This is a genomic window from Couchioplanes azureus (assembly GCF_014648355.1).
Taxonomy (GTDB): domain Bacteria; phylum Actinomycetota; class Actinomycetes; order Mycobacteriales; family Micromonosporaceae; genus Actinoplanes; species Actinoplanes azureus.
This window is the reverse complement of the sequence record NZ_BMQY01000010.1, coordinates 1-17332: the sequence shown is the minus strand read 5'-3', so window position 1 is coordinate 17332 and position 17332 is coordinate 1. Positions and strand designations below refer to the sequence as shown.

Below are 17332 nucleotides of genomic sequence, written 5' to 3'. Positions count from 1 at the left end.
GACGGCAGAATCGCCCTCATAAGCGGCATATGGCCCGAACGGGCTCAAGGTCGGATCGCGCGGGTGGCACAGTGATGTGCCGTGACGGCAAACGACGACGTCCTCGCCGCGGTCGGTCCCCGGCTGCGGGCGTTGCGGCGGGAGCGCGGCACCACCCTCGCCGGCTTGTCCGAGCTCACCGGCATCTCGGTCAGCACCCTTTCCCGCCTGGAGTCCGGCCGGCGCCGGGCGACCCTGGAACTCCTGCTCCCGCTGGCCCAGGCCTACCGGGTCCCGCTCGACGAGCTGGTCGGCGCGCCCGCCACCGGCGACCCGCGGATCTACGCGCGGCCGGTGAAGCACCGCAGCGGCCAGACGATCATCCCGCTCAGCCGGCAGGCGACCGGCCTGCAGGCGTTCAAGATGATCATTCCGGCCGGTCCGCCGAAGAAGCCGGACCCGCAGACCCACGAGGGGTACGAGTGGCTGTATGTCCTCACCGGGCGGTTGCGAATCGTCCTCGGCGAGCACGACCTGATCCTGCCCGCGGGTGAGGCCGCCGAGTTCGACACCCGGGTCCCGCACTGGTTCGGCAGCGCGGCCGGGGACGCCGTCGAGATTCTGACAATTTTCGGACCGCAAGGGGAGCGCATGCACGTGCGGGCACGGCCCCACCGTGGACAAAGCTCTCCGTAATTACGCCTTCACCGGTTTGGGTGACTAGTCTACTGCCAAGTAGGCACATACCTTGGCTGCTGACATGAGTACCCTCGGTCGCACCCACCCGTCGTCCGCTGCCAGGCTCGAGGGCCCGGCGGCCGACAGTGGACGGCCGGCGTCCCGGCCGCTGGGCTCAGGCCGCCCGGCGGGCCGTGGACATCTGGCGGGGCACGGTCGCGGTGACTCTCCGTTGTGGTCGCCGGCCGAGAGTGTCCAGTGCGTCCAGCAGCACGGCCTGCACGGTGTGCGAGGCGGGCAGGTGCCAGCCGGTCTGTTCCGGGGCGACGGCCCAGCGCACCGGCCCCTGTGGTGTCCGGCTCGGCGCCGCCGGGATCCACGAGCCGCGACCGTGCCGCAGAACGTCCAGGCAGGACGCGAGCTCCGGGCGCAGGTCCTCGCCGGGGCGTACCAGGAACAGCCACCGGCCCGTCGGGGTGACCACGACCGGGCCGCGGGCGTCGCCGCGCTCCGGGCCGATCACGTCCGTGTGCAGCCGGACGGCGCCGAGGACCCGCAGGCCGACAGGGGCCGGCACCTCGATGGCGTCGAAACTCCACCCGGTCGCCAGCAGCACCGTGTACGGGCGTTCCCGCCACCACCGGGCGATCCGTTCGGGATCCGTGGCGGCCTCGTCCTCCCAGCACTCGATCGCGGGATGACACCCCATGATCGGGCAGCCGGGCCGGCCGCAGGTGAACCGGTCGCCGGTGAGGTAGGCGCCCGGCGTCACCGCCCAGCCGCGGGCGGCGTAGCGCAGTGCCGCCCGGCGCAGGCGCAGCCGATCGATCGTCGCCCATGGGCCGATCGGCTGCCGGATGCTCCACTGCATGGTCGGAATACCCCCGATTCGCCGACTCCCGCCGCTATATCAGCCGGAGTTGCCGTCACCAAGCACGACACGCTTCGTTGGTTCGGTCAGGTCACGCACTGCAAGTTGCATGAGAAACTACGAGCAACGGTGGGCAGGCGATCACACAAGCTGTGCGATCAGCACAGACGGGTGAGGTCCACACTGCCGGATGAAACACCGGGTGCTCACCGGCGGGGGTCGCCGGGTGAGTTTGGGGAGGCACCGTGGACGAGCTGCCGATCGGCCGTCGAGTCGCCTACTGGCGCGGCCGGCGCAAGATGTCCCAGCAGGTCTTCGCGGACCGGTTGGGCAAGTCCAAGAGCTGGGTCGACAAGGTGGAGCGAGGGGTCCGCCGGCTCGACAAGTTCTCCGTCGTCTACGAGATCGCCGACGTGCTCGCCATCGACGTCCAGCTGCTGCTGGGCAAGGACGTCGAGCGGCGGCCGGAGACGCAGAACTGCATCGACCAGGTCGAGGTCGAGGAGATCCGCGCCGCCCTGGAGCGGTACGACCAGATGAGCGCGTTCTTCCACCCCGTACCGCAGGCGCCGCCGCTGACCGAGATGCGCAAGGCGGTCAGCCACGCCTGGCTGACCTACCAGCACGCGAAGTACGGCGTGCTGGCGCGCAAGCTCCCGCAGCTGCTGCGGGACGCGCAAGCGGCGGACAGTGCCCACGCCAGCGGCGACGAGGCCCGCGACGCGGCGCACCTGCTCGGCCAGGTGTACCAGATCGCCTCGTCGGCGCTGCGCAAGGTCGGCGAGCACGAGCTGTCCTGGCTGGCCGCGGACCGCTCGATCGCGGTCTCGCAGCGGGCCGGCGACCAGCTGCTCGCCGGGATGGCCAGCCACCGGGTCGGCATGGCGCTGCTCTCGCTCGGCCGGGTGCGCTCGGCCCTCGAGGTCAACGTCAACATCGCCAACCGGCTCGCCCCGACGACTCCGGAGGCGGCCACCCCGGAACGGCTCTCCGTGTACGGGCTGCTGCTGCTGACCGGCGCGATGGCCGCGGCCCGTATCGGCGACAGCGCGACGGTGCGTGACCTCGTCAACGGCGCGGAACAGGCGGCGGGCGCGCTCGGCGGCGATTTCAACTACTACTGGACTTCATTTGGGCCCACTAATGTGGAGTTGCACCGAGCGGCAGCCGCGGTCGAGCTCGGCGACGGCGGCAAGGCAATCGAGACGCACCTGAATATCGACCTGGCCGCGTTCGCCGCGATGCTGCCCGAACGGCGGGCGCACCACTACCTGGACATCGCGCGCGGCTACACGCAGCTCGGCGACGTGGAGAAGGCCAGCGAGATGCTGCTGGAGGGCGACCGGCTCGCCCCCTCGGAGATCCGCTGCCGCCCGCTGGCCCACGAGGTCATCTCCGATGTGCTGCGACGCACCAGGGGCACCCCGCCGGCGCCCATCGCGGAGCTGGCCGAACAGATGGGAGTCGGCGTATGAGGTGGATTCTGCGGTGATAAGTGCCAATCCCGCACCGGGCGTGCTGTACGTCCTGGTGTGCGGTTCGCCGATCGCCCGGGACGTGGGCGTGCTCGTGGACCTGGCCCAGCGCGACGGCTGGGAGGTCTGTGTGGTCACCACCCCGGACGGGCGCAAGTTCGTCGACGCGGCCGCCCTGCACGCCCAGACCGGGCATCCCGTACGCAGTTACTACAAGAACCCCGGTGACGAGGATCTGCTCCCGCCGGCCGACGCGATGATCGTGGCGCCGGCGACGGTGAACACGGTCAACAAGTGGGCGGCCGGCATCACCGACACGCTCGTGCTCGGCCTGCTGGTCGAGGGGTACGGCTTCGGCATCCCGACCGTCGTGGTGCCGTACACGAACAAGGTCATGGCGATGCATCCGACGCTGCACGACAGCATCGCGAAACTCCGCAACTGGGGCGTCCAGGTGCTGCACGGCGACGATGTCGTCCGGCTCGGCGGCCCCGGCCAGAACGATCGTTTCCGCAGCCAGTTCCCGTGGCGCCGGGCGTTGCAGGCGCTGCACACCCGGTTCGACACCGAGACCCGGGTCGAGCCGGGAGCCCGCTCCTGAGGCCGTGGCGGACCCGGCGCCGGCGGCGGCCGGAGCCGGCAGCCGTGTGAGGCCGGGATCGGATACCGAGGCTGGGTAGAGTTGGCGGCCGTGACCGACACCGCCCTTGCGCCACCCACCGTCCGTGAGGTGATGGCTGCCCTCGATGCCCGATATCCACGGGTCTGGGCCGAGCAGTGGGACCGGGTGGGCCCGGTTCTCGGCGACTTCGACCGGCCGGTCGAGACGATCCTCTGCGTCGTCGACTGCGTGCCGGAGACGGTCGAGGAGGCGGTGGACGCCGGCGCCGCGCTGATCGTGGCGCATCACCCGCTGCTGCTCAAGGGGGTCTCCTCGGTCGCGCCCGACACCTACAAGGGCCGGATCGTGCACCGGTTGATCAAGGCCGACATCGCGCTCTACGTCGCCCACACCAACGCCGACGTGGCCAACCCCGGCGTCTCCGACGCCCTCGCCGCCCGGCTCGACCTGGTCCTGCCGCGCCCGCTGGTGCCGGCCGCGCCGGGCAGCCCGGCGGAGGGCGGCGGCCGGGGCGCCGGCCGGGTCGGGGAGCTGGCGACCCCGATGCGCCTGGCCGACCTCGCGACCTTCGTCGCCCGCCGGCTGCCCGCCACCGCCGCGGGCGTCCGCGCCGCCGGCGACCCCGACCGCGTCGTGCGCACCCTCGCGGTGAGCGGGGGAGCGGGCGACTCGTTCCTGCGGGACGCCACCGCCGCCGGCGCGGACGCGTACCTATGTGCCGACCTGCGCCACCATCCCGCGAGCGAGCACCTCGCCGCCGGCGGTCCCGCCCTGCTCGACGTCGCCCACTGGGCGAGCGAACGGCCCTGGCTCGACGAGGTCGCCGGGTGGCTGCGCGCGCAGTTCGGCGTCACCGCGCTCGTGTCCGATCTCGACACCGACCCCTGGACCGTGCACGCGGTCAGCCCCGACAAGGAGAACCATCTGTGAAGGCCGCCCCGGAAGCCCAGCGTCGCCTGCTCGACCTGCAGGGCATCGACACCGCGCTCAACCAGCTCGCGCACCGCCGCCGCTCGCTGCCCGAGCTGGCCGAGATCGAGGCCGTCGCCCGCGAGCTGTCCGCGCTGGAGGACGAGCGGGTCCGGGCCCAGGTCGCCGTCGACGACCTGGACCGCGACATCGCCCGCTTCGAGAAGGACATCGAGCAGGTACGCGCCCGCAAGGACCGCGACCAGGCCCGGCTCGAGGCCGGTGGCGCGCTGCGCGAGATCGAGGGGCTGCAGCACGAGCTGGCGACGCTGAACCGCCGCCAGTCCGAGCTCGAGGACGCCGAGCTCGAGCTCATGGAGCGCCGGGAGACCGCGGAGCAGGTCCTCGACGAGGTCAGGAAGCGGATCGCCGAGGCGTCCGCGCGCCGGGAGGCGGCCGAGGCCCGGCGCGACGAGGCGTACGCCGAGATCGGCAAGGAGCAGGAGTTCAAGACCCAGTCCCGGGCGCCGCTCGCCGCGGACCTGCCGCCGGACCTGCTCACGCTCTACGACAAGATCCGCGAGGAGACCGGCCTCGGCGCCGCGCTGTTCCGCGCCGGGCGCTGCGGCGGCTGCCGCATCGAGCTGTACGGCGCCGACCTGGCCCGGGTGAAGTCCGCCGCCGCCGACGAGGTGGTGCGCTGCGAGGAATGCCGGCGGATCATGGTCCGTACGGCGGAGTCCGGACTGTGAGCGACCGGGTCGGCCGCCTGCTCAGCGCCGTACGAGGAAGCGAATCATGAGCGCTGAGCCCGATCTCAGGGTGGTCGTCGAGGCCGACGGCGGGTCGCGGGGCAATCCGGGACCCGCCGGGTACGGTGCCGTCGTCCGCGACCCGGGCAGCGGCGACGTCCTGCTGGAGCGTGCCGGTGCCCTGGGCGCCACCACCAACAACGTGGCCGAGTATTCCGGGCTGATCGCGGGTCTGCGGGCCGCGGCCGAGCTGGGCGCGACCCGGGTCGACGTACGGATGGACTCCAAGCTCGTCGTCGAGCAGATGTCCGGCCGCTGGCAGATCAAAAACCCGGGGCTGCGCCCGCTCGCCGCCGAGGCGGCCAGGCTGGTGAACGGCTTCGCCTCGGTGACCTTCGACTGGATCCCGCGCGAGCGCAACAAACTCGCCGACGCCCTGGCCAACCGGGCGATGGACGAGGCGGCCGGCAAGCCGGTCCGGGACGTGATCGAGCCCGAGCCGACGGCGCCGCCGAAGAGCGGCGGGAACGGGACCGGGGCGAAGGCGGCGCCGAGGAGCTGGGCGCCGCCGTCCCTGGAGGCCGCCACCCGGCTGATCCTGGTGCGCCACGGCGAGACCGCGCTCACCAAGCAGGGCCGCTACTCCGGCCGCGGCGACGTCCCGCTCTGCGACGAGGGCGAGGCCCAGGCCATGGCCGCGGCCGCCCGGGTGGCCGGCATCAGCCGCGACGTCGCGGCCGTCGTCGCCTCGCCCTTGCAGCGGTGTGTACGCACCGCCGAGCTCATCGCCGCCGAGCAGGGCGACATCCCGGTGACCGTGCTGCCCGACCTGATCGAGTGCGACTTCGGCGAGTGGGAGGGGCTGACCTTCGCCGAGGTGAAGGAGCGCTGGCCCGCCGAGCTGGACCGGTGGCTCGAGTCGACCAGCGTCGCGCCGCCGGGCGGGGAGTCGTTCCAGGCCGTGTCCAAGCGGGTGCGCGGGGCGCTGGCGACGCTGCGGTCGGCGTACCCGTCGTCGGTGGTCGTGGTGGTCTCGCACGTCTCGCCGATCAAGCTGATCCTGCGGGACGCGCTCGCGGCGAGCGACATGTTCCTGCACCGGCTCTTCCTGGACGCGGCCGGGGTGTCCACCGTCGACATGTGGCCGGACGGCGGCATCGCGGTCCGCTCGGTGAACGAGACGGCACACCTGCGCTAGCCGGGCCGATCTCGGCGGCGCGGCCCGCGCGACCGCGCTGACCGGCGTCGATGGGGCCGGTGGTGTGCCGTTCGGCGCACCACCCGGGCCGTTCGGCGCATGATGATCTCCGCATCCGTGCGGGCCCGGCACCTCTCGGTAACGTGCGGCCGACGGCCGTGCATACCGGTGAAGAGGAGGTGCCACCATGACGGAACCCGTACGTTCCGGCCGCAGTGACCGCAGCCCGTGGAACTGGCTGCTCGTCGTTCCGATCGTCGTGCCGCTGCTGACCCCGCTCTACAACCGCGACGAGCCGCGGCTCCTCGGCTTCCCGATGTTCTACTGGCTGCAGCTCGCCTTCATCGTCCTCGGGGTGGCCACCACGTCCGCGGTCTACCTGGCCACCCGGCGCCCTCCCACGCCGCGTCGCCCGGTGCCGGAGGAGGCCGGCGATGAGTGACCACATCACCGAGATCGTCGTCTTCACCGTCCTGTTCCTCGTCGTCAGCGGCATGGGCTTCGTGGCGGCCCGGTGGCGGGCGCCCCAGGACATGGCCCACCTCGACGAGTGGGGGCTCGGCGGGCGCAGCTTCGGCGGCTGGATCACCTGGTTCCTGGTGGGCGGCGACCTCTACACCGCGTACACGTTCGTGGCGGTCCCCGCGCTGATCTTCGGTGCCGGTGCGGCCGGGTTCTTCGCGGTGCCGTACACCGTGGTCATCTATCCGTTGTTCTTCCTGATCCTGATCCGGCTCTGGTCGGTCTCGCACCGGCACGGCTTCGTGACGCCGGCCGACTTCGTGCGCACCCGCTTCGACTCGCCGACGCTCGCGCTGCTCGTCGCGATCACCGGCATCGTGGCGACCATGCCGTACATCGCGCTGCAACTCGTCGGCATCGAGGCCGTGCTCAAGACGATGGGCGTCACCGGTGAGAGCGCGCTGGCCCGGCACGCCCCGATCATCGTGGCGTTCGCGATCCTGGCCGCGTACACGTACCAGTCCGGGTTGCGGGCCCCGGCGCTCATCGCGTTCGTCAAGGACACGCTGATCTACATCGTGATCCTGGTGGCGGTGCTCTACCTGCCGTACAAGCTCGGCGGCTGGGGCAGCATCTTCGACGACGCGAACGCGAAGTTCCAGGCGTCCCCGGCGCCGGGCGACGGGATCATCCTCAACGCCGACAACCAGCTCCAGTACGTCACCCTGGCGCTCGGTTCCGCCCTGGCCCTGTTCCTGTACCCGCACAGCATCACCGGCGTGCTCGCGAGCAAGAACCGCAACGTGATCAAGCGCAACATGTCGGCGCTGCCGGCGTACAGTCTGCTGCTCGGTCTGATCGCTCTGCTCGGTTACATGGCGATCTCGGCGGGCGTGAAGCCGCTGCCCGGCACCAAGGCCGGCACCGTGGACAGCAACACGGTCGTGCCGCTGCTGTTCGACCAGCAGTTCCCGGCGTGGTTCACGGGCGTCGCGTTCGCGGCCATCGGGATCGGCGCCCTGGTCCCGGCGGCGATCATGTCGATCGCGGCGGCGAACCTGTTCACCCGCAACATCTACAAGGAGTACCTGAGGAAGGACGCCACGCCCGCCCAGGAGGCGAACGTCTCCAAGATCACGTCGCTGGTGGTCAAGGTCGGCGCGGTGGCCTGCATCATCTTCCTCGACCCGCAGTTCTCCATCGACCTGCAGCTCATCGGCGGCGTCATCATCCTGCAGACGGCCCCGGCGGTCGCCCTCGGCCTCTACACCCGCTGGCTGCACCGCGGCGGCCTGATCGCCGGCTGGGCCGCGGGCATGGCCCTGGGCATGTGGATGCTCTACCAGATCCCCAACGCGGCGACCGGGCGCAAGCACTTCGGCGGCTCGGCGTTCCCGCTCGCCGAGTTCGGCTTCGACACCAAGCGGACGATCTACGTCGGCTTCGTCGCGGTCGCGCTCAACCTGCTGGTCGCGGTCGTCGTCACGCTGATCCTGCGCGCGGCGAAGACGCCGGAGGGAGTGGACGGCACCACGCCGGACGACTACTTCGCCGACGAGGGGGATCCGCGCCTGGAGAAGGCCCGCACCACCCCGGACGCGATCGGCTCCTCGACCTAGGCCGTGCCGCGACCCTTGATGTAGGTGTCCATGTCGCGGGTCAGCCGTTCCAGCACCGCCGCGAGCTCTTTGCGCTCATGGGGCGTCCAGTCCCTGAGGACCGAGTCGTAGAGCTCGCGGCGGGCCCGGCTCACCGCCTCCACCTGGGCCAGCCCGCGCGCGGTCGCGGCGATCACGGTGCCGCGCCCGTCCTCGGGATCCGGGCTGCGCTCGACCAGGCCGTCGCGGTGCATGGCGCCGACCTGCCGGGTCACCGTCGAGCCGTCCAGGTTGAGCCGGTGGGCGACGGCCGACACGTTCTGCGGGCCGGCGTCCTGCAGCAGCCGCAGGATCACGTACGCCGCCCGGTCCAGCGCCCGATGCGGCCGCGGCGAACTGCGCCGGGTGGCCTCGCCCAGCCGGACGATCATTGCGACCTGGGTCTCGATGACGCCCAGCGCCGCCTCATCCTCAGCCATGTGCCCTTCCCTCGTCGTCGGCATTCTGTCACCGGAAGGCCCGCCACAGCAGCACCACTCCGATCACCGCACCGAATGTGACGATGAGGCCCTTGAGTACGGGCGCCGGCAGGCGGCGCGCGAGGCGCGCTCCGGCGTACCCACCGACGACGGTGGCGGGAGCGACGACCAGCACCGCTCCCCAGTGGATATTCGCGAAAGCCGCGAAAACCACCACGGTGACCAGCCCGACGCAGGCGGACAGCACATTCTTCAGCGCGTTGATCCGGTTCAGCGACTCGTCGAGCACCAGGGCGAGCGCGGCCACGTACATGACGCCGAGCGCCGCGCCGAAGTAGCCGCCGTACACGGCCCCGACGAAGACGACCACCTGCAGCGCCACCCGCCGGTCGCCATGGCCGGTCCGCCCGACCAGGGCCCGCAGCCGATCCTGGAAGGCCAGCGTCGCCGTCGCCGCCAGCACGAGGAACGGAACGACGACCTCGAAGGCCCGCGCCGGCGTACCCAGCAGCAGCGCACACCCCGCGGCGCCCCCGGCCACACTCGTCGGCAGGATCCAGAACAGTCGTCGCCCCTGGCCGGCCAGATCCGCCCGGCTGCCGGCCACGCTCGACACGTACCCCGGAAAGACCGACACCGAATTCGTGACATTGGCCTCGACCGACGGCAACCCGATCCCGAGCAGGCTGGGAAACGTGATCAGCGACCCGCCGCCGGCGACGGCATTGACCACCCCGGCGGCGACACCGGCGGCGACCAGCAGAAGAACATGACCGACATCCATGATGCGACAGAATCTACGGTGCCGGACGCCCCGCCACGGTCCGGCAGGCCGACGTGCCGGGTCCCGCGGGAAGGAAGGCCCCTGGGTAGGATGATCGGGCGACGGACGAGTCGGCCGGGCGGTCGCGTCGGCATCCCTGGGATGCCGCCGAGGAACGTCCGGACTCCGCAGAGCAGGGTGGTTGCTAACGGCAACCCGGGGTGACCCGCGGGAAAGTGCCACAGAAAACAGACCGCCGGCGACGAGCCGGTAAGGGTGAAACGGTGGGGTAAGAGCCCACCAGCACCCCGGGTGACCGGGGTGGCTCGGTAAACCCCACCCGGAGCAAGGCCAAGAAAGGCCCGGACCGCAAGGCCCGGGCCGGCGCAGGCGTTCGAGGGCTGCTCGCCCGAGCCTGCGGGTAGGCCGCAAGAGCCTGTCGGCAACGGCAGGCCGAGATGGATGACCGCCCAGCGGCGAGCGATCGCCGCGGACAAAATCCGGCGTACAGGCCGACTCGTCCGTCGCCCACCTGGCCCTGCTGACCGCGACGCAGGCCGTCACGTCGTGGTCGTGGTCGCTCGCCGACAACAGCCCGCCGTGCCTTCGAGCCAACCGGTGCGCCCCTGCCGGAGTCGCCCTGTCCCGGGAGCGCGCATGGTCGGCGTCGCCGCCCCGCTGCTACCGGCCAGGCCCAGAACCCGGCCGGCGACCCGCCGTTCGTGCCCCTCCCGGGTCGCTCACTTGGTGACGAGCGGCTGCTGCAGGGTGCGGATCGCGATCGTCAGGGCGGCGCCGACGGCGACGAGCCAGGCCAGGAAGGAGAGGTGGCCCGCATCCGTGAAGGGCGAGTCGAAGGCCGCGATGAAGGTCGACATGCGAGCCGCGTCCGGTATGTCCGCCAACCTCCGGGCGCCGGCGGCGAGGCCCGTCGCCATCGCGACGAGCAGGAACAGCGCCGCTCCGGCCGGGGCCTTCCAGGCGGTGCCGAGGAGACGGGCGGCCCGGTCGTTGCGGGCCCGGAGGATGCGCCAGGTGGCGACGACCAGGATGGCCGTGGCGAGCAGGGTGACCGACCATCCGGACACGTAGGCCAGGACCCTCGTGGTTCCCAGGTACGCGAGCTGCTGGTCGACGAGTTCCGCCGCGTCGGGCGCGCATGCCGCCGTGGCCCGGCAGTCGCTGATCGTGGTGTCCGCCTCGCCCGGCCGGGGGCTGAGCGTCTGGCGGACGTAGGACGCCGTCGTCAGCCACGAGAACGTGATGATCGCGGCCGCGACGAGACTCCAGGTGGCGCCGAGGTGCCACCGCGTCCGCCGTCCGGCCGCCAGCCGCTCAGCCAATGTGGACTGCCCGGGCCCGGATGCCGGCGGGCGAGTCGATCGGCTCTCTCCCGCATGCGGCCGAGACGGCCCGGTCCGGGCGCGGCGGAGTGGCGCGCGTCGCCGGGCGAAGGGCATCCTCCGCACCGCGAACATCGAGCACCATCGGAGTCCCGCCGCCACCCACGAGCGAATCCTATAGGTCAACTTGCATGTCTGTGCTCACCGGCAAGTATGACGATTGAGTCCGGCATCCGACGCTGCGCGACCCCGCAGACCACCGCTATCCGGGACCAATGTGGACAGCGTCAAACCTTGCTATGGGTACGCACGGCGGCGCGGGCCGCAGATGCACGGCGCCGGCGCCCCCAGGAGATCTCAGCCGGGTCTCCCCGAGATCTCGGACCGCACCCGGCGCGGAACCCGGGGCCGCGGTGTGCACGCAACCTCGGGGTCGCGGCGTGCACGCAACCTCGGGGTTGCGGTGTGCGCGGGACCTGGGGCCGGTGTGCACGGGAACGCTTGGCGCGGTGTGCCCGCAACCCTCGGGCCGCGATGTGCACCGGAACTCGGAGCGCGGTCTGCGCGCTTCTCCGGCCGCGGCCTGCCCAAGATCGTGGGAAGTGGTCTGCGGGTGATCTCAGGTTGCCGGCTTCGCGGCGGCGATGACCCGGGTCAGGGCGGCGTGCAGGAGTTGGAGGTCCTCGATCGGCATCCCCAGCCGTTCCACCACGGCCGGCGGGATGCGCTCGGCGCGCTCGCGCAGGGCCCGGCCCTCGGCGGTCAGGACGATGGCCAGGCTGCGCTCGTCGCTGCGATCCCGCTCGCGACGCAGGTAGCCGACCGATTCGAGCCTTTTGAGCAGTGGTGACAGGGTGCCGGGATCGAGCTGGAGAAGCTCGCTCAACCGGCGTACCGACAGGGGCGCATGTTGCCAGAGTGCCAGCATCACCAGGTACTGCGGGTGGGTCAGGCCCATGGGCTCGAGCAGCGGGCGGTAGACGGCCACGACGCTGCGCGCGGCCACCGACAGGGCGAAGCAGACCTGCTGCTCCAGTGCCAGCGGGTCGGTGGTGTGGATCGGCTCACGCACGGCGGTTCTCCTCAGGTCGCCCGCTAGACTACCAATAGTTGGGGTACCAACGATTGGTCCACCAAGTATCAAGGAAAGGTGCTCGCCATGCCGGAGACCGATGGCGCTTCGCGCCGCAGCCGGTTCGTGCGCTGGTTCCACGCCACCTTCGACGACTGGTTCTTCCGGTCGATGATCGGACCCGCACAGACCGCGAACGCGGTGCACGGATGCGAGCAACCGGCCCGCGAACAGTGGAAGCGCGACCTGGAAGCCCGCAAGCAGTTCACCCGGGACCAGCGCGAACGCAAGCGCCTCGCCCGCGAGGGACAGCGAGCGGTCTGAGACGGCAGGCGGTCCGGCTCGCCCCACGGGTCCGGGAAGCGGCGATGACACGGGAACGCTGATGAAGCGGGATCGTGCGCGTCGTCGTCCCAGCGGATCAAGCCGTCCTTGGTGCCGCGATGATGCGCGGGTTGGCGTTCACGCGGCAGCGGTGATGATGCGCGGCCAGGCGATGATGCGGGGTCCGGCGGGACGGCGCAACCGGGGAGCGCGGCTGTGTCGGGCATCCGCCTGGCGCGTTCCGGCGCCGGGATCGGCTCCCTAGGCTGCGGCCAAGCCGTTTCGCAGGAGGCGAGCGTGATGATCCCGCCGGACGCGAGCACGATGCTCCCGCAGGGGGCGAGCTCGACGATTCCGACCGAGGCGTGCATGGTGACCGCGCCGGGCGCGAGCCCGGCGATCCCGCTCCAGGCAGGCGTGGTGACTGCGCCGGGCGCGAACTCGGCGATCCCGCTCCGGGCGGGCGTGGTGACTGCGCCGGGCGCGAACTCGGCGATCCCACTCCGGGCGGGCGTGGTGACTGCGCCGGGTGGGAACTCGCCTATGCCGCTGGACGACTCCGAGTTCGTGGGCCGTCCCGCGGATGCCGTGGCTGGGCTTGTTCCCGGCCGGCAGTGTGCGCGGGCGGCGGTGGCTTCGCTGCGGGAGGCCGGTTTCGCCGCCGTGGAGGCCCGTCCGCGCCACCCGGACCGCTGCCGGCTGCGGGACTGGGGCGGCGACGCGACGATCATGCACCTGTACGTGGCAGGGTTGCACCTGGGGCGCTCGCTGGTGCTGGTGCCGTGCGCGCGGCGGCAGCGGCAGGAAGTCGGCCGGTTGCTGGTACGGCATCAGGGGCATGGCGTCTACTACTTCTCTGCGGTCGGGGTCGAGTCGCTGGCACTGCTGGTCCGAGTTCGCTCCGACCGTCACGAGACGGGTACGCCGCGCTGAGGTCGACCCGGGGTGCGCGGCGAACGGCGCAGGACCGCAACGGTGCAGGACCGCAACGGTGCGGGATGCGCAGCGGACGGCCGGGAGCCGTGCGGCCGGCCACGTGCGGTGCGGCGTCGTCCGGCGTGCGGTGGGGGGTCGTCCGGCGTGCGGTGCCGGGTCGTCCGGCGTGCGGTGCCGGGTCGTCCGGCGTGCGGTGCCTGGTCGCCCGGCGTGCGGTGCGGGGTCGCCGGCGTAGGGTGCGGCGGACGGCGTCGAGTGCGCGGCGGATGCGTGCGGCGCGGGGTGGACGGCCTGAGGCACAGCGTCGACGCGTGGGGCGGGCGGCGATGACGACGGGGCACCGGGGCGACGGCGCGAAGAGGTGCGAGGGATGACGTCGCGTGCGGCCAGCGATGTGGTGGCGCGCGGCCCGTGGGGCGAGGTCTGCGGCTGACGGTGTGGCTGGTTCCAGCTGACGGGCCGGGCTTCGCGGTTGACGGCTGTGGCGGCGTGGTCGAAGGGTGGCGGCGTGGTCGAGGGGTGGCGGCGTGGTGGACGGTGGCGGCGCGTTGACTGGTGTGGCGGCGTGGCCGAGGGGTGGCGGCGTGGTGGACGGGTGGCGGCGCGTCGATGGGTGTGGCGGCGCGGGTGACGGGTGCCGCGTCGTGGTGATGTGGACGGTGACGGTGCTGCGGTTGTGGCGCCCAGGTGGGGAGGACCTGCAGTGATGGGGTACCGGCGGGTGATGGGTTCGTGTCCTTGTGCCGTTGTCCGTGCCGCCGGGGGTGGCTCCTGGCCGGCTCGTAAAAAGTCTGACCGTGATGTCCTTCATTAAATTTTCGTGAATCGGATAGGGCGGTGGGTGAGAAACGCGTTCCCGCGGCCGGAGGGCGGCCGCGGTTCTTCTGCGGTAACCCGTAGTGGCTGCCTGAATGAATGGTCACCCTACCGTGTGGCCGTGGAAAATTCGGGTCTTGCAAACGGCACCGAGGGTGCGGAATGGTGTCTCGGAAACGGATTGAGCTGCGGTGATGTCCGTGTGGCGCGATGATGGCGACTGTGACGGAATGCATTGACGGGCGTCGGTACGTTCTGTCCGGTCTCGACGGCCGGAGATCTACTCAGGTGGACCGTGCCAGGGGTTGCGATCATGTTGTCATCGGGTAGAACTTGCAGGTGGGCAAAGGAATCCATGAAGGATCGCCCGATGAGTACAAGCCGGTTGGTCGCGCCTTGACACCGGGACGCGGGGTTGTGAGTATGCCCTCCGACTGCTCGAGTTGACGTGCAAGTTGCATACTCATAGTGTCTGATATGTGACGCCGGGTGCTCGCTGGGATGGCTCCCAGTACGGTCGCGGCGCGAAGTGCAGAGGTAGTCGGTGCGGCCGCGAGGAGTGCTTGGTGACTGTCAGGATCGGCATCAACGGCTTCGGTCGCATCGGGCGATCCGTGATGCGCATCATCAGCGCCACGCCCGGTTCGGGAATCACAGTTGCCGCCATTAATGACATCGCGTCGCCGGACAGATTGGCACATGCGTTGAAACGCGACAGCCTCCGCGGCCGATTCGCAGGCACGGTCGATACGGTGGGTGGGCAACTCATCGTCGACGACCGTCCCCTGTGGACGTTCCAGGAGGCGCAGCCGGGCCGGATCCCGTGGGCCGACGCCGGCGTCGACGTGGTCATCGAGGCCACCGGCCAGTTCCGCAGCGGCGACGTCGCGCGCACCCACATCACCCACGGCGGCGCCCGTAAGGTCGTGATCAGCGCGTCCGCCGACGACCCCGACGCGGTCCTGGTCTTCGGCGTCAACCACGAGATCTACGACCCCGTCCACCACGACGTGATCTCGCCGGCCTCCTGCGGGGTGAACGCCCTGTCGGTCATGGCCAAGGTGCTGCTCGACCGCTTCGGCCTGCGCAGCGTGCAGACCTCGGTGGTGCTCGCGGTCCAGGGCTGGCAGCGGGTGCACGACGCCACCTCCGGCACCTCGCGCGACGACCCCCGGCTCGGCCGGGCCGCGACCGAGAGCATCATTCCGCACGACCACGTCAGCGGCGACCTGGTCAGCGTCGCGCTGCCGCGGCTCGGCGAGGTGCGCTACAGCTACTACTGCGTGCCCACCCCGATCGGCTCCCTCGCCGAGCTCGGTGGTCAGACCGACCGGCCGGTCAGCGTCGACGAGGTGAACCACGCGATGGCCGAGGCGGCGGCCGGTCCGATGCGCGGGCTGATCGACTTCGAGCAGGACCCGACGGTCTCGATCGACGTCCGCGACAACCCGGCGTCCTGCCTCTTCGACCCGTCCGGCACCCAGACCACGGCCGACGGCGGCGTCAAGGTGCGCGGCTGGTTCGACAACGAGTGGGGCTTCTCCCACCGCCTGCTCGACCTCTCGCGCCTGGTGGGGGAACGTAAGCCCGTGCCGGCGGGCATCCTCTACAAGACCGCCGCCGCCTGACCCGTCCCACGGCGCGCGGGCAAGGGCGGAGACGCGCGGGCAAGGCAGCGGCGCCCGGACATGGGCCGCGGCGCCCGGACATGGGCCGCGGCGCGCGGACATGGGCGGCGGACGCGCGGACATGGGCCGCGGCGGCGCGTGGACAGCAAGGGCGGCGCGCGGCCAGCAGCAGTGGCGCGCGGGCAGCAGCAGTGGCGCGCGGGCAGCAGCAGTGGCGCGCGGGCAGCAGCAGTGGCGCGCGGGCAGCAGCAGTGGCGCGCGGGCAGCAGCAGTGGCGCGCGGGCGTGGGCCGTTGCGCGCGGGCGTGGGCACATGGCGCTGCTGGCTCGGTGATGGTGTGTCGGCCGTGGGGACCGCGGAGCCGGCCGGGTGATGGTGTCGCGGGGCGGGCTGCGGCGGCCGGGTGGTGTAGAACGGATCGGTGACACCCCGCGAAGCGATCGAAGCCGCGGCCCGGCGCATCGAGGGCCGGATCCGGCGGACGCCGGTGCTGTTCGACGGCTCCGTCGGTTACAAACTCGAGCTGATGCAGCACGCCGGATCGTTCAAGACCCGCGGCATGCTGAACAAGATCCTGGTGGCGGCCGAGGAAGGCCTGCCGGCCGCCGGCATCATCGCCGCCTCGGGCGGCAACGCCGGTCTTGCGGCCGCGTACGCCGCGCGCGAGCTGCACGTGCCGGCCGAGATCTACGTGCCGGTCACCGCGCCGCCGGTCAAGGTCGCCAAACTGGCCAAGCTGGGGGCCCGGGTCGTCCAGGCCGGGGACGAGTACGCCGAGGCGTACGCCGCCGCGGTCGTGCGGGCCGACGACACCGGCGCCCTCTTCTGCCATGCGTACGACGATCCGGACATGGTCGCGGGCAACGGCACGGTGGGGCTGGAGTTGCTGGAGCAGGTGCCCGGCGGCTTCGACACCGTGCTGGTGGCCGTCGGCGGTGGCGGACTGATCGCGGGGGTGGCCGCGGCGCTGCACGGACGGGCCAGGGTGGTGGCCGTCGAGCCGCGTACGGCCCGGGCGCTGAACGCCGCCCTGGAGGCCGGGGAGCCCGTGGACGTTCCCGTCTCCGGGGTGGCCGCGGACTCGCTGGGCGCGCGCCGGGCGGGTGCCATCGCCGTCGAGACGGCGCTCGCGGCCGGGTTGACCTCGGTGCTCGTCGACGACCAGGCGATCGTCGAGGCGCGCCGCCGGTTGTGGGACGACTACCGCCTCGCGGTGGAGCACGGTACGGCCGCCGCGCAGGCCGCACTCACCTGCGGCGCCTACGCCCCGCAACCCGGCGAACGGGTGATCGTCCTTCTCTGCGGCGCCAACACCGACCCCACAGACCTCGCCTGACCACCCCGAACATCGACCCCACAGACCTCGGCTGACTGTGAGGCTGGTGGTGTCGGCTCATTGATGATGGGCTGGCGGCTGGCAGCGGTGG

17 protein-coding genes and 1 other RNA gene are annotated in these 17332 nt (G+C 71.6%); 13 read left to right on the top strand and 5 right to left on the bottom strand.

Annotated elements, in window-relative coordinates; translation table 11 throughout:
• Nucleotides 1-81: 81 nt before the first annotated feature.
• Nucleotides 82-675, top strand: coding sequence for a helix-turn-helix domain-containing protein (locus tag IEY99_RS27905; protein ID WP_189207070.1), 594 nt, complete (start codon nucleotides 82-84; stop codon nucleotides 673-675).
• A 157-nt stretch (nucleotides 676-832) separates the two neighbouring features.
• Here IEY99_RS27905 and IEY99_RS27900 read toward each other — a convergent pair whose 3' ends face one another.
• Nucleotides 833-1528 (bottom strand): bifunctional DNA primase/polymerase, encoded by a 696-nt coding sequence (locus IEY99_RS27900; protein WP_189207069.1) that lies wholly within the window; start codon nucleotides 1526-1528, stop codon nucleotides 833-835.
• A gap of 245 nt (nucleotides 1529-1773) precedes the next feature.
• Between IEY99_RS27900 and IEY99_RS27895 the strand changes: the two genes are divergently transcribed.
• From IEY99_RS27895 to mctP, 7 genes are all read left to right on the top strand, one after another.
• Complete coding sequence (locus IEY99_RS27895) at nucleotides 1774-3003, top strand: helix-turn-helix domain-containing protein (RefSeq protein WP_189207068.1); 1230 nt, start codon at nucleotides 1774-1776, stop codon at nucleotides 3001-3003.
• 13 nt (nucleotides 3004-3016) lie between these two features.
• Nucleotides 3017-3604 (top strand): flavoprotein, encoded by a 588-nt coding sequence (locus tag IEY99_RS27890; protein WP_229799318.1) that lies wholly within the window; start codon nucleotides 3017-3019, stop codon nucleotides 3602-3604.
• A 132-nt stretch (nucleotides 3605-3736) separates the two neighbouring features.
• A complete protein-coding gene (locus IEY99_RS27885; protein WP_189207255.1) occupies nucleotides 3737-4555 on the top strand; it encodes a Nif3-like dinuclear metal center hexameric protein in 819 nt (272 codons plus the stop codon).
• Complete coding sequence (locus IEY99_RS27880; RefSeq protein WP_189207066.1) at nucleotides 4552-5286, top strand: zinc ribbon domain-containing protein; 735 nt, start codon at nucleotides 4552-4554, stop codon at nucleotides 5284-5286. The genes IEY99_RS27885 and IEY99_RS27880 overlap by 4 nt, the downstream gene beginning before the upstream one ends.
• 46 nt (nucleotides 5287-5332) lie before the next feature.
• Nucleotides 5333-6484 (top strand): bifunctional RNase H/acid phosphatase, encoded by a 1152-nt coding sequence (locus IEY99_RS27875; RefSeq protein WP_189207065.1) that lies wholly within the window; start codon nucleotides 5333-5335, stop codon nucleotides 6482-6484.
• A 187-nt stretch (nucleotides 6485-6671) separates the two neighbouring features.
• Nucleotides 6672-6926: a DUF3311 domain-containing protein gene (locus IEY99_RS27870; protein ID WP_189207064.1), complete on the top strand. Its 255-nt coding sequence runs from the start codon at nucleotides 6672-6674 to the stop codon at nucleotides 6924-6926.
• Entirely contained in the window at nucleotides 6919-8565 is a 1647-nt protein-coding gene (gene mctP / locus IEY99_RS27865; protein WP_189207063.1) for a monocarboxylate uptake permease MctP, read from the top strand. The genes IEY99_RS27870 and mctP overlap by 8 nt, the downstream gene beginning before the upstream one ends.
• On the opposite strand, the gene IEY99_RS27860 is transcribed toward mctP, so the two are convergent.
• Together IEY99_RS27860 and IEY99_RS27855 are read right to left on the bottom strand one after the other, a co-directional pair.
• Complete coding sequence (locus IEY99_RS27860) at nucleotides 8562-9023, bottom strand: MarR family winged helix-turn-helix transcriptional regulator (protein WP_189207062.1); 462 nt, start codon at nucleotides 9021-9023, stop codon at nucleotides 8562-8564. The two genes, mctP and IEY99_RS27860, sit on opposite strands and share 4 nt — an antisense overlap.
• 28 nt (nucleotides 9024-9051) lie before the next feature.
• Nucleotides 9052-9807 carry a sulfite exporter TauE/SafE family protein gene (locus tag IEY99_RS27855; protein WP_189207061.1) on the bottom strand — a complete coding sequence of 252 codons (756 nt, stop codon included), beginning with the start codon at nucleotides 9805-9807 and terminating at the stop codon, nucleotides 9052-9054.
• 106 nt (nucleotides 9808-9913) lie between these two features.
• Here IEY99_RS27855 and rnpB point away from each other — a divergent pair.
• An RNA gene (gene rnpB, locus IEY99_RS27850) (RNase P RNA component class A) lies at nucleotides 9914-10310 on the top strand.
• A gap of 216 nt (nucleotides 10311-10526) precedes the next feature.
• Here the strand turns inward: rnpB and IEY99_RS27845 are convergent.
• Both IEY99_RS27845 and IEY99_RS27840 read right to left on the bottom strand, forming a co-directional pair.
• A complete protein-coding gene (locus IEY99_RS27845) occupies nucleotides 10527-11129 on the bottom strand; it encodes a hypothetical protein (RefSeq protein ID WP_189207060.1) in 603 nt (200 codons plus the stop codon).
• Nucleotides 11130-11748: 619 nt separating this feature from the next.
• A complete protein-coding gene (locus IEY99_RS27840; RefSeq protein ID WP_229799317.1) occupies nucleotides 11749-12201 on the bottom strand; it encodes a MarR family winged helix-turn-helix transcriptional regulator in 453 nt (150 codons plus the stop codon).
• Nucleotides 12202-12288: 87 nt separating this feature from the next.
• Between IEY99_RS27840 and IEY99_RS27835 the strand changes: the two genes are divergently transcribed.
• The 4 genes from IEY99_RS27835 (at nucleotide 12289) to IEY99_RS27820 (ending at nucleotide 17241) form a co-directional block, all read left to right on the top strand.
• Nucleotides 12289-12525 (top strand): hypothetical protein, encoded by a 237-nt coding sequence (locus IEY99_RS27835; protein WP_189207059.1) that lies wholly within the window; start codon nucleotides 12289-12291, stop codon nucleotides 12523-12525.
• A gap of 216 nt (nucleotides 12526-12741) precedes the next feature.
• On the top strand, nucleotides 12742-13458 hold the full coding sequence (locus IEY99_RS27830) for a RodZ family helix-turn-helix domain-containing protein (RefSeq protein WP_189207058.1): 717 nt from the start codon (nucleotides 12742-12744) through the stop codon (nucleotides 13456-13458).
• Between the two features lie 1385 nt (nucleotides 13459-14843).
• The gene (locus IEY99_RS27825; protein ID WP_189207057.1) at nucleotides 14844-15905 is read left to right on the top strand and encodes a type I glyceraldehyde-3-phosphate dehydrogenase; all 1062 of its coding nucleotides are present in this window, start codon (nucleotides 14844-14846) and stop codon (nucleotides 15903-15905) included.
• Between the two features lie 421 nt (nucleotides 15906-16326).
• Nucleotides 16327-17241 (top strand): threonine/serine dehydratase, encoded by a 915-nt coding sequence (locus tag IEY99_RS27820; RefSeq protein WP_189207056.1) that lies wholly within the window; start codon nucleotides 16327-16329, stop codon nucleotides 17239-17241.
• The last annotated feature ends 91 nt before the right edge of the window (nucleotides 17242-17332 follow it).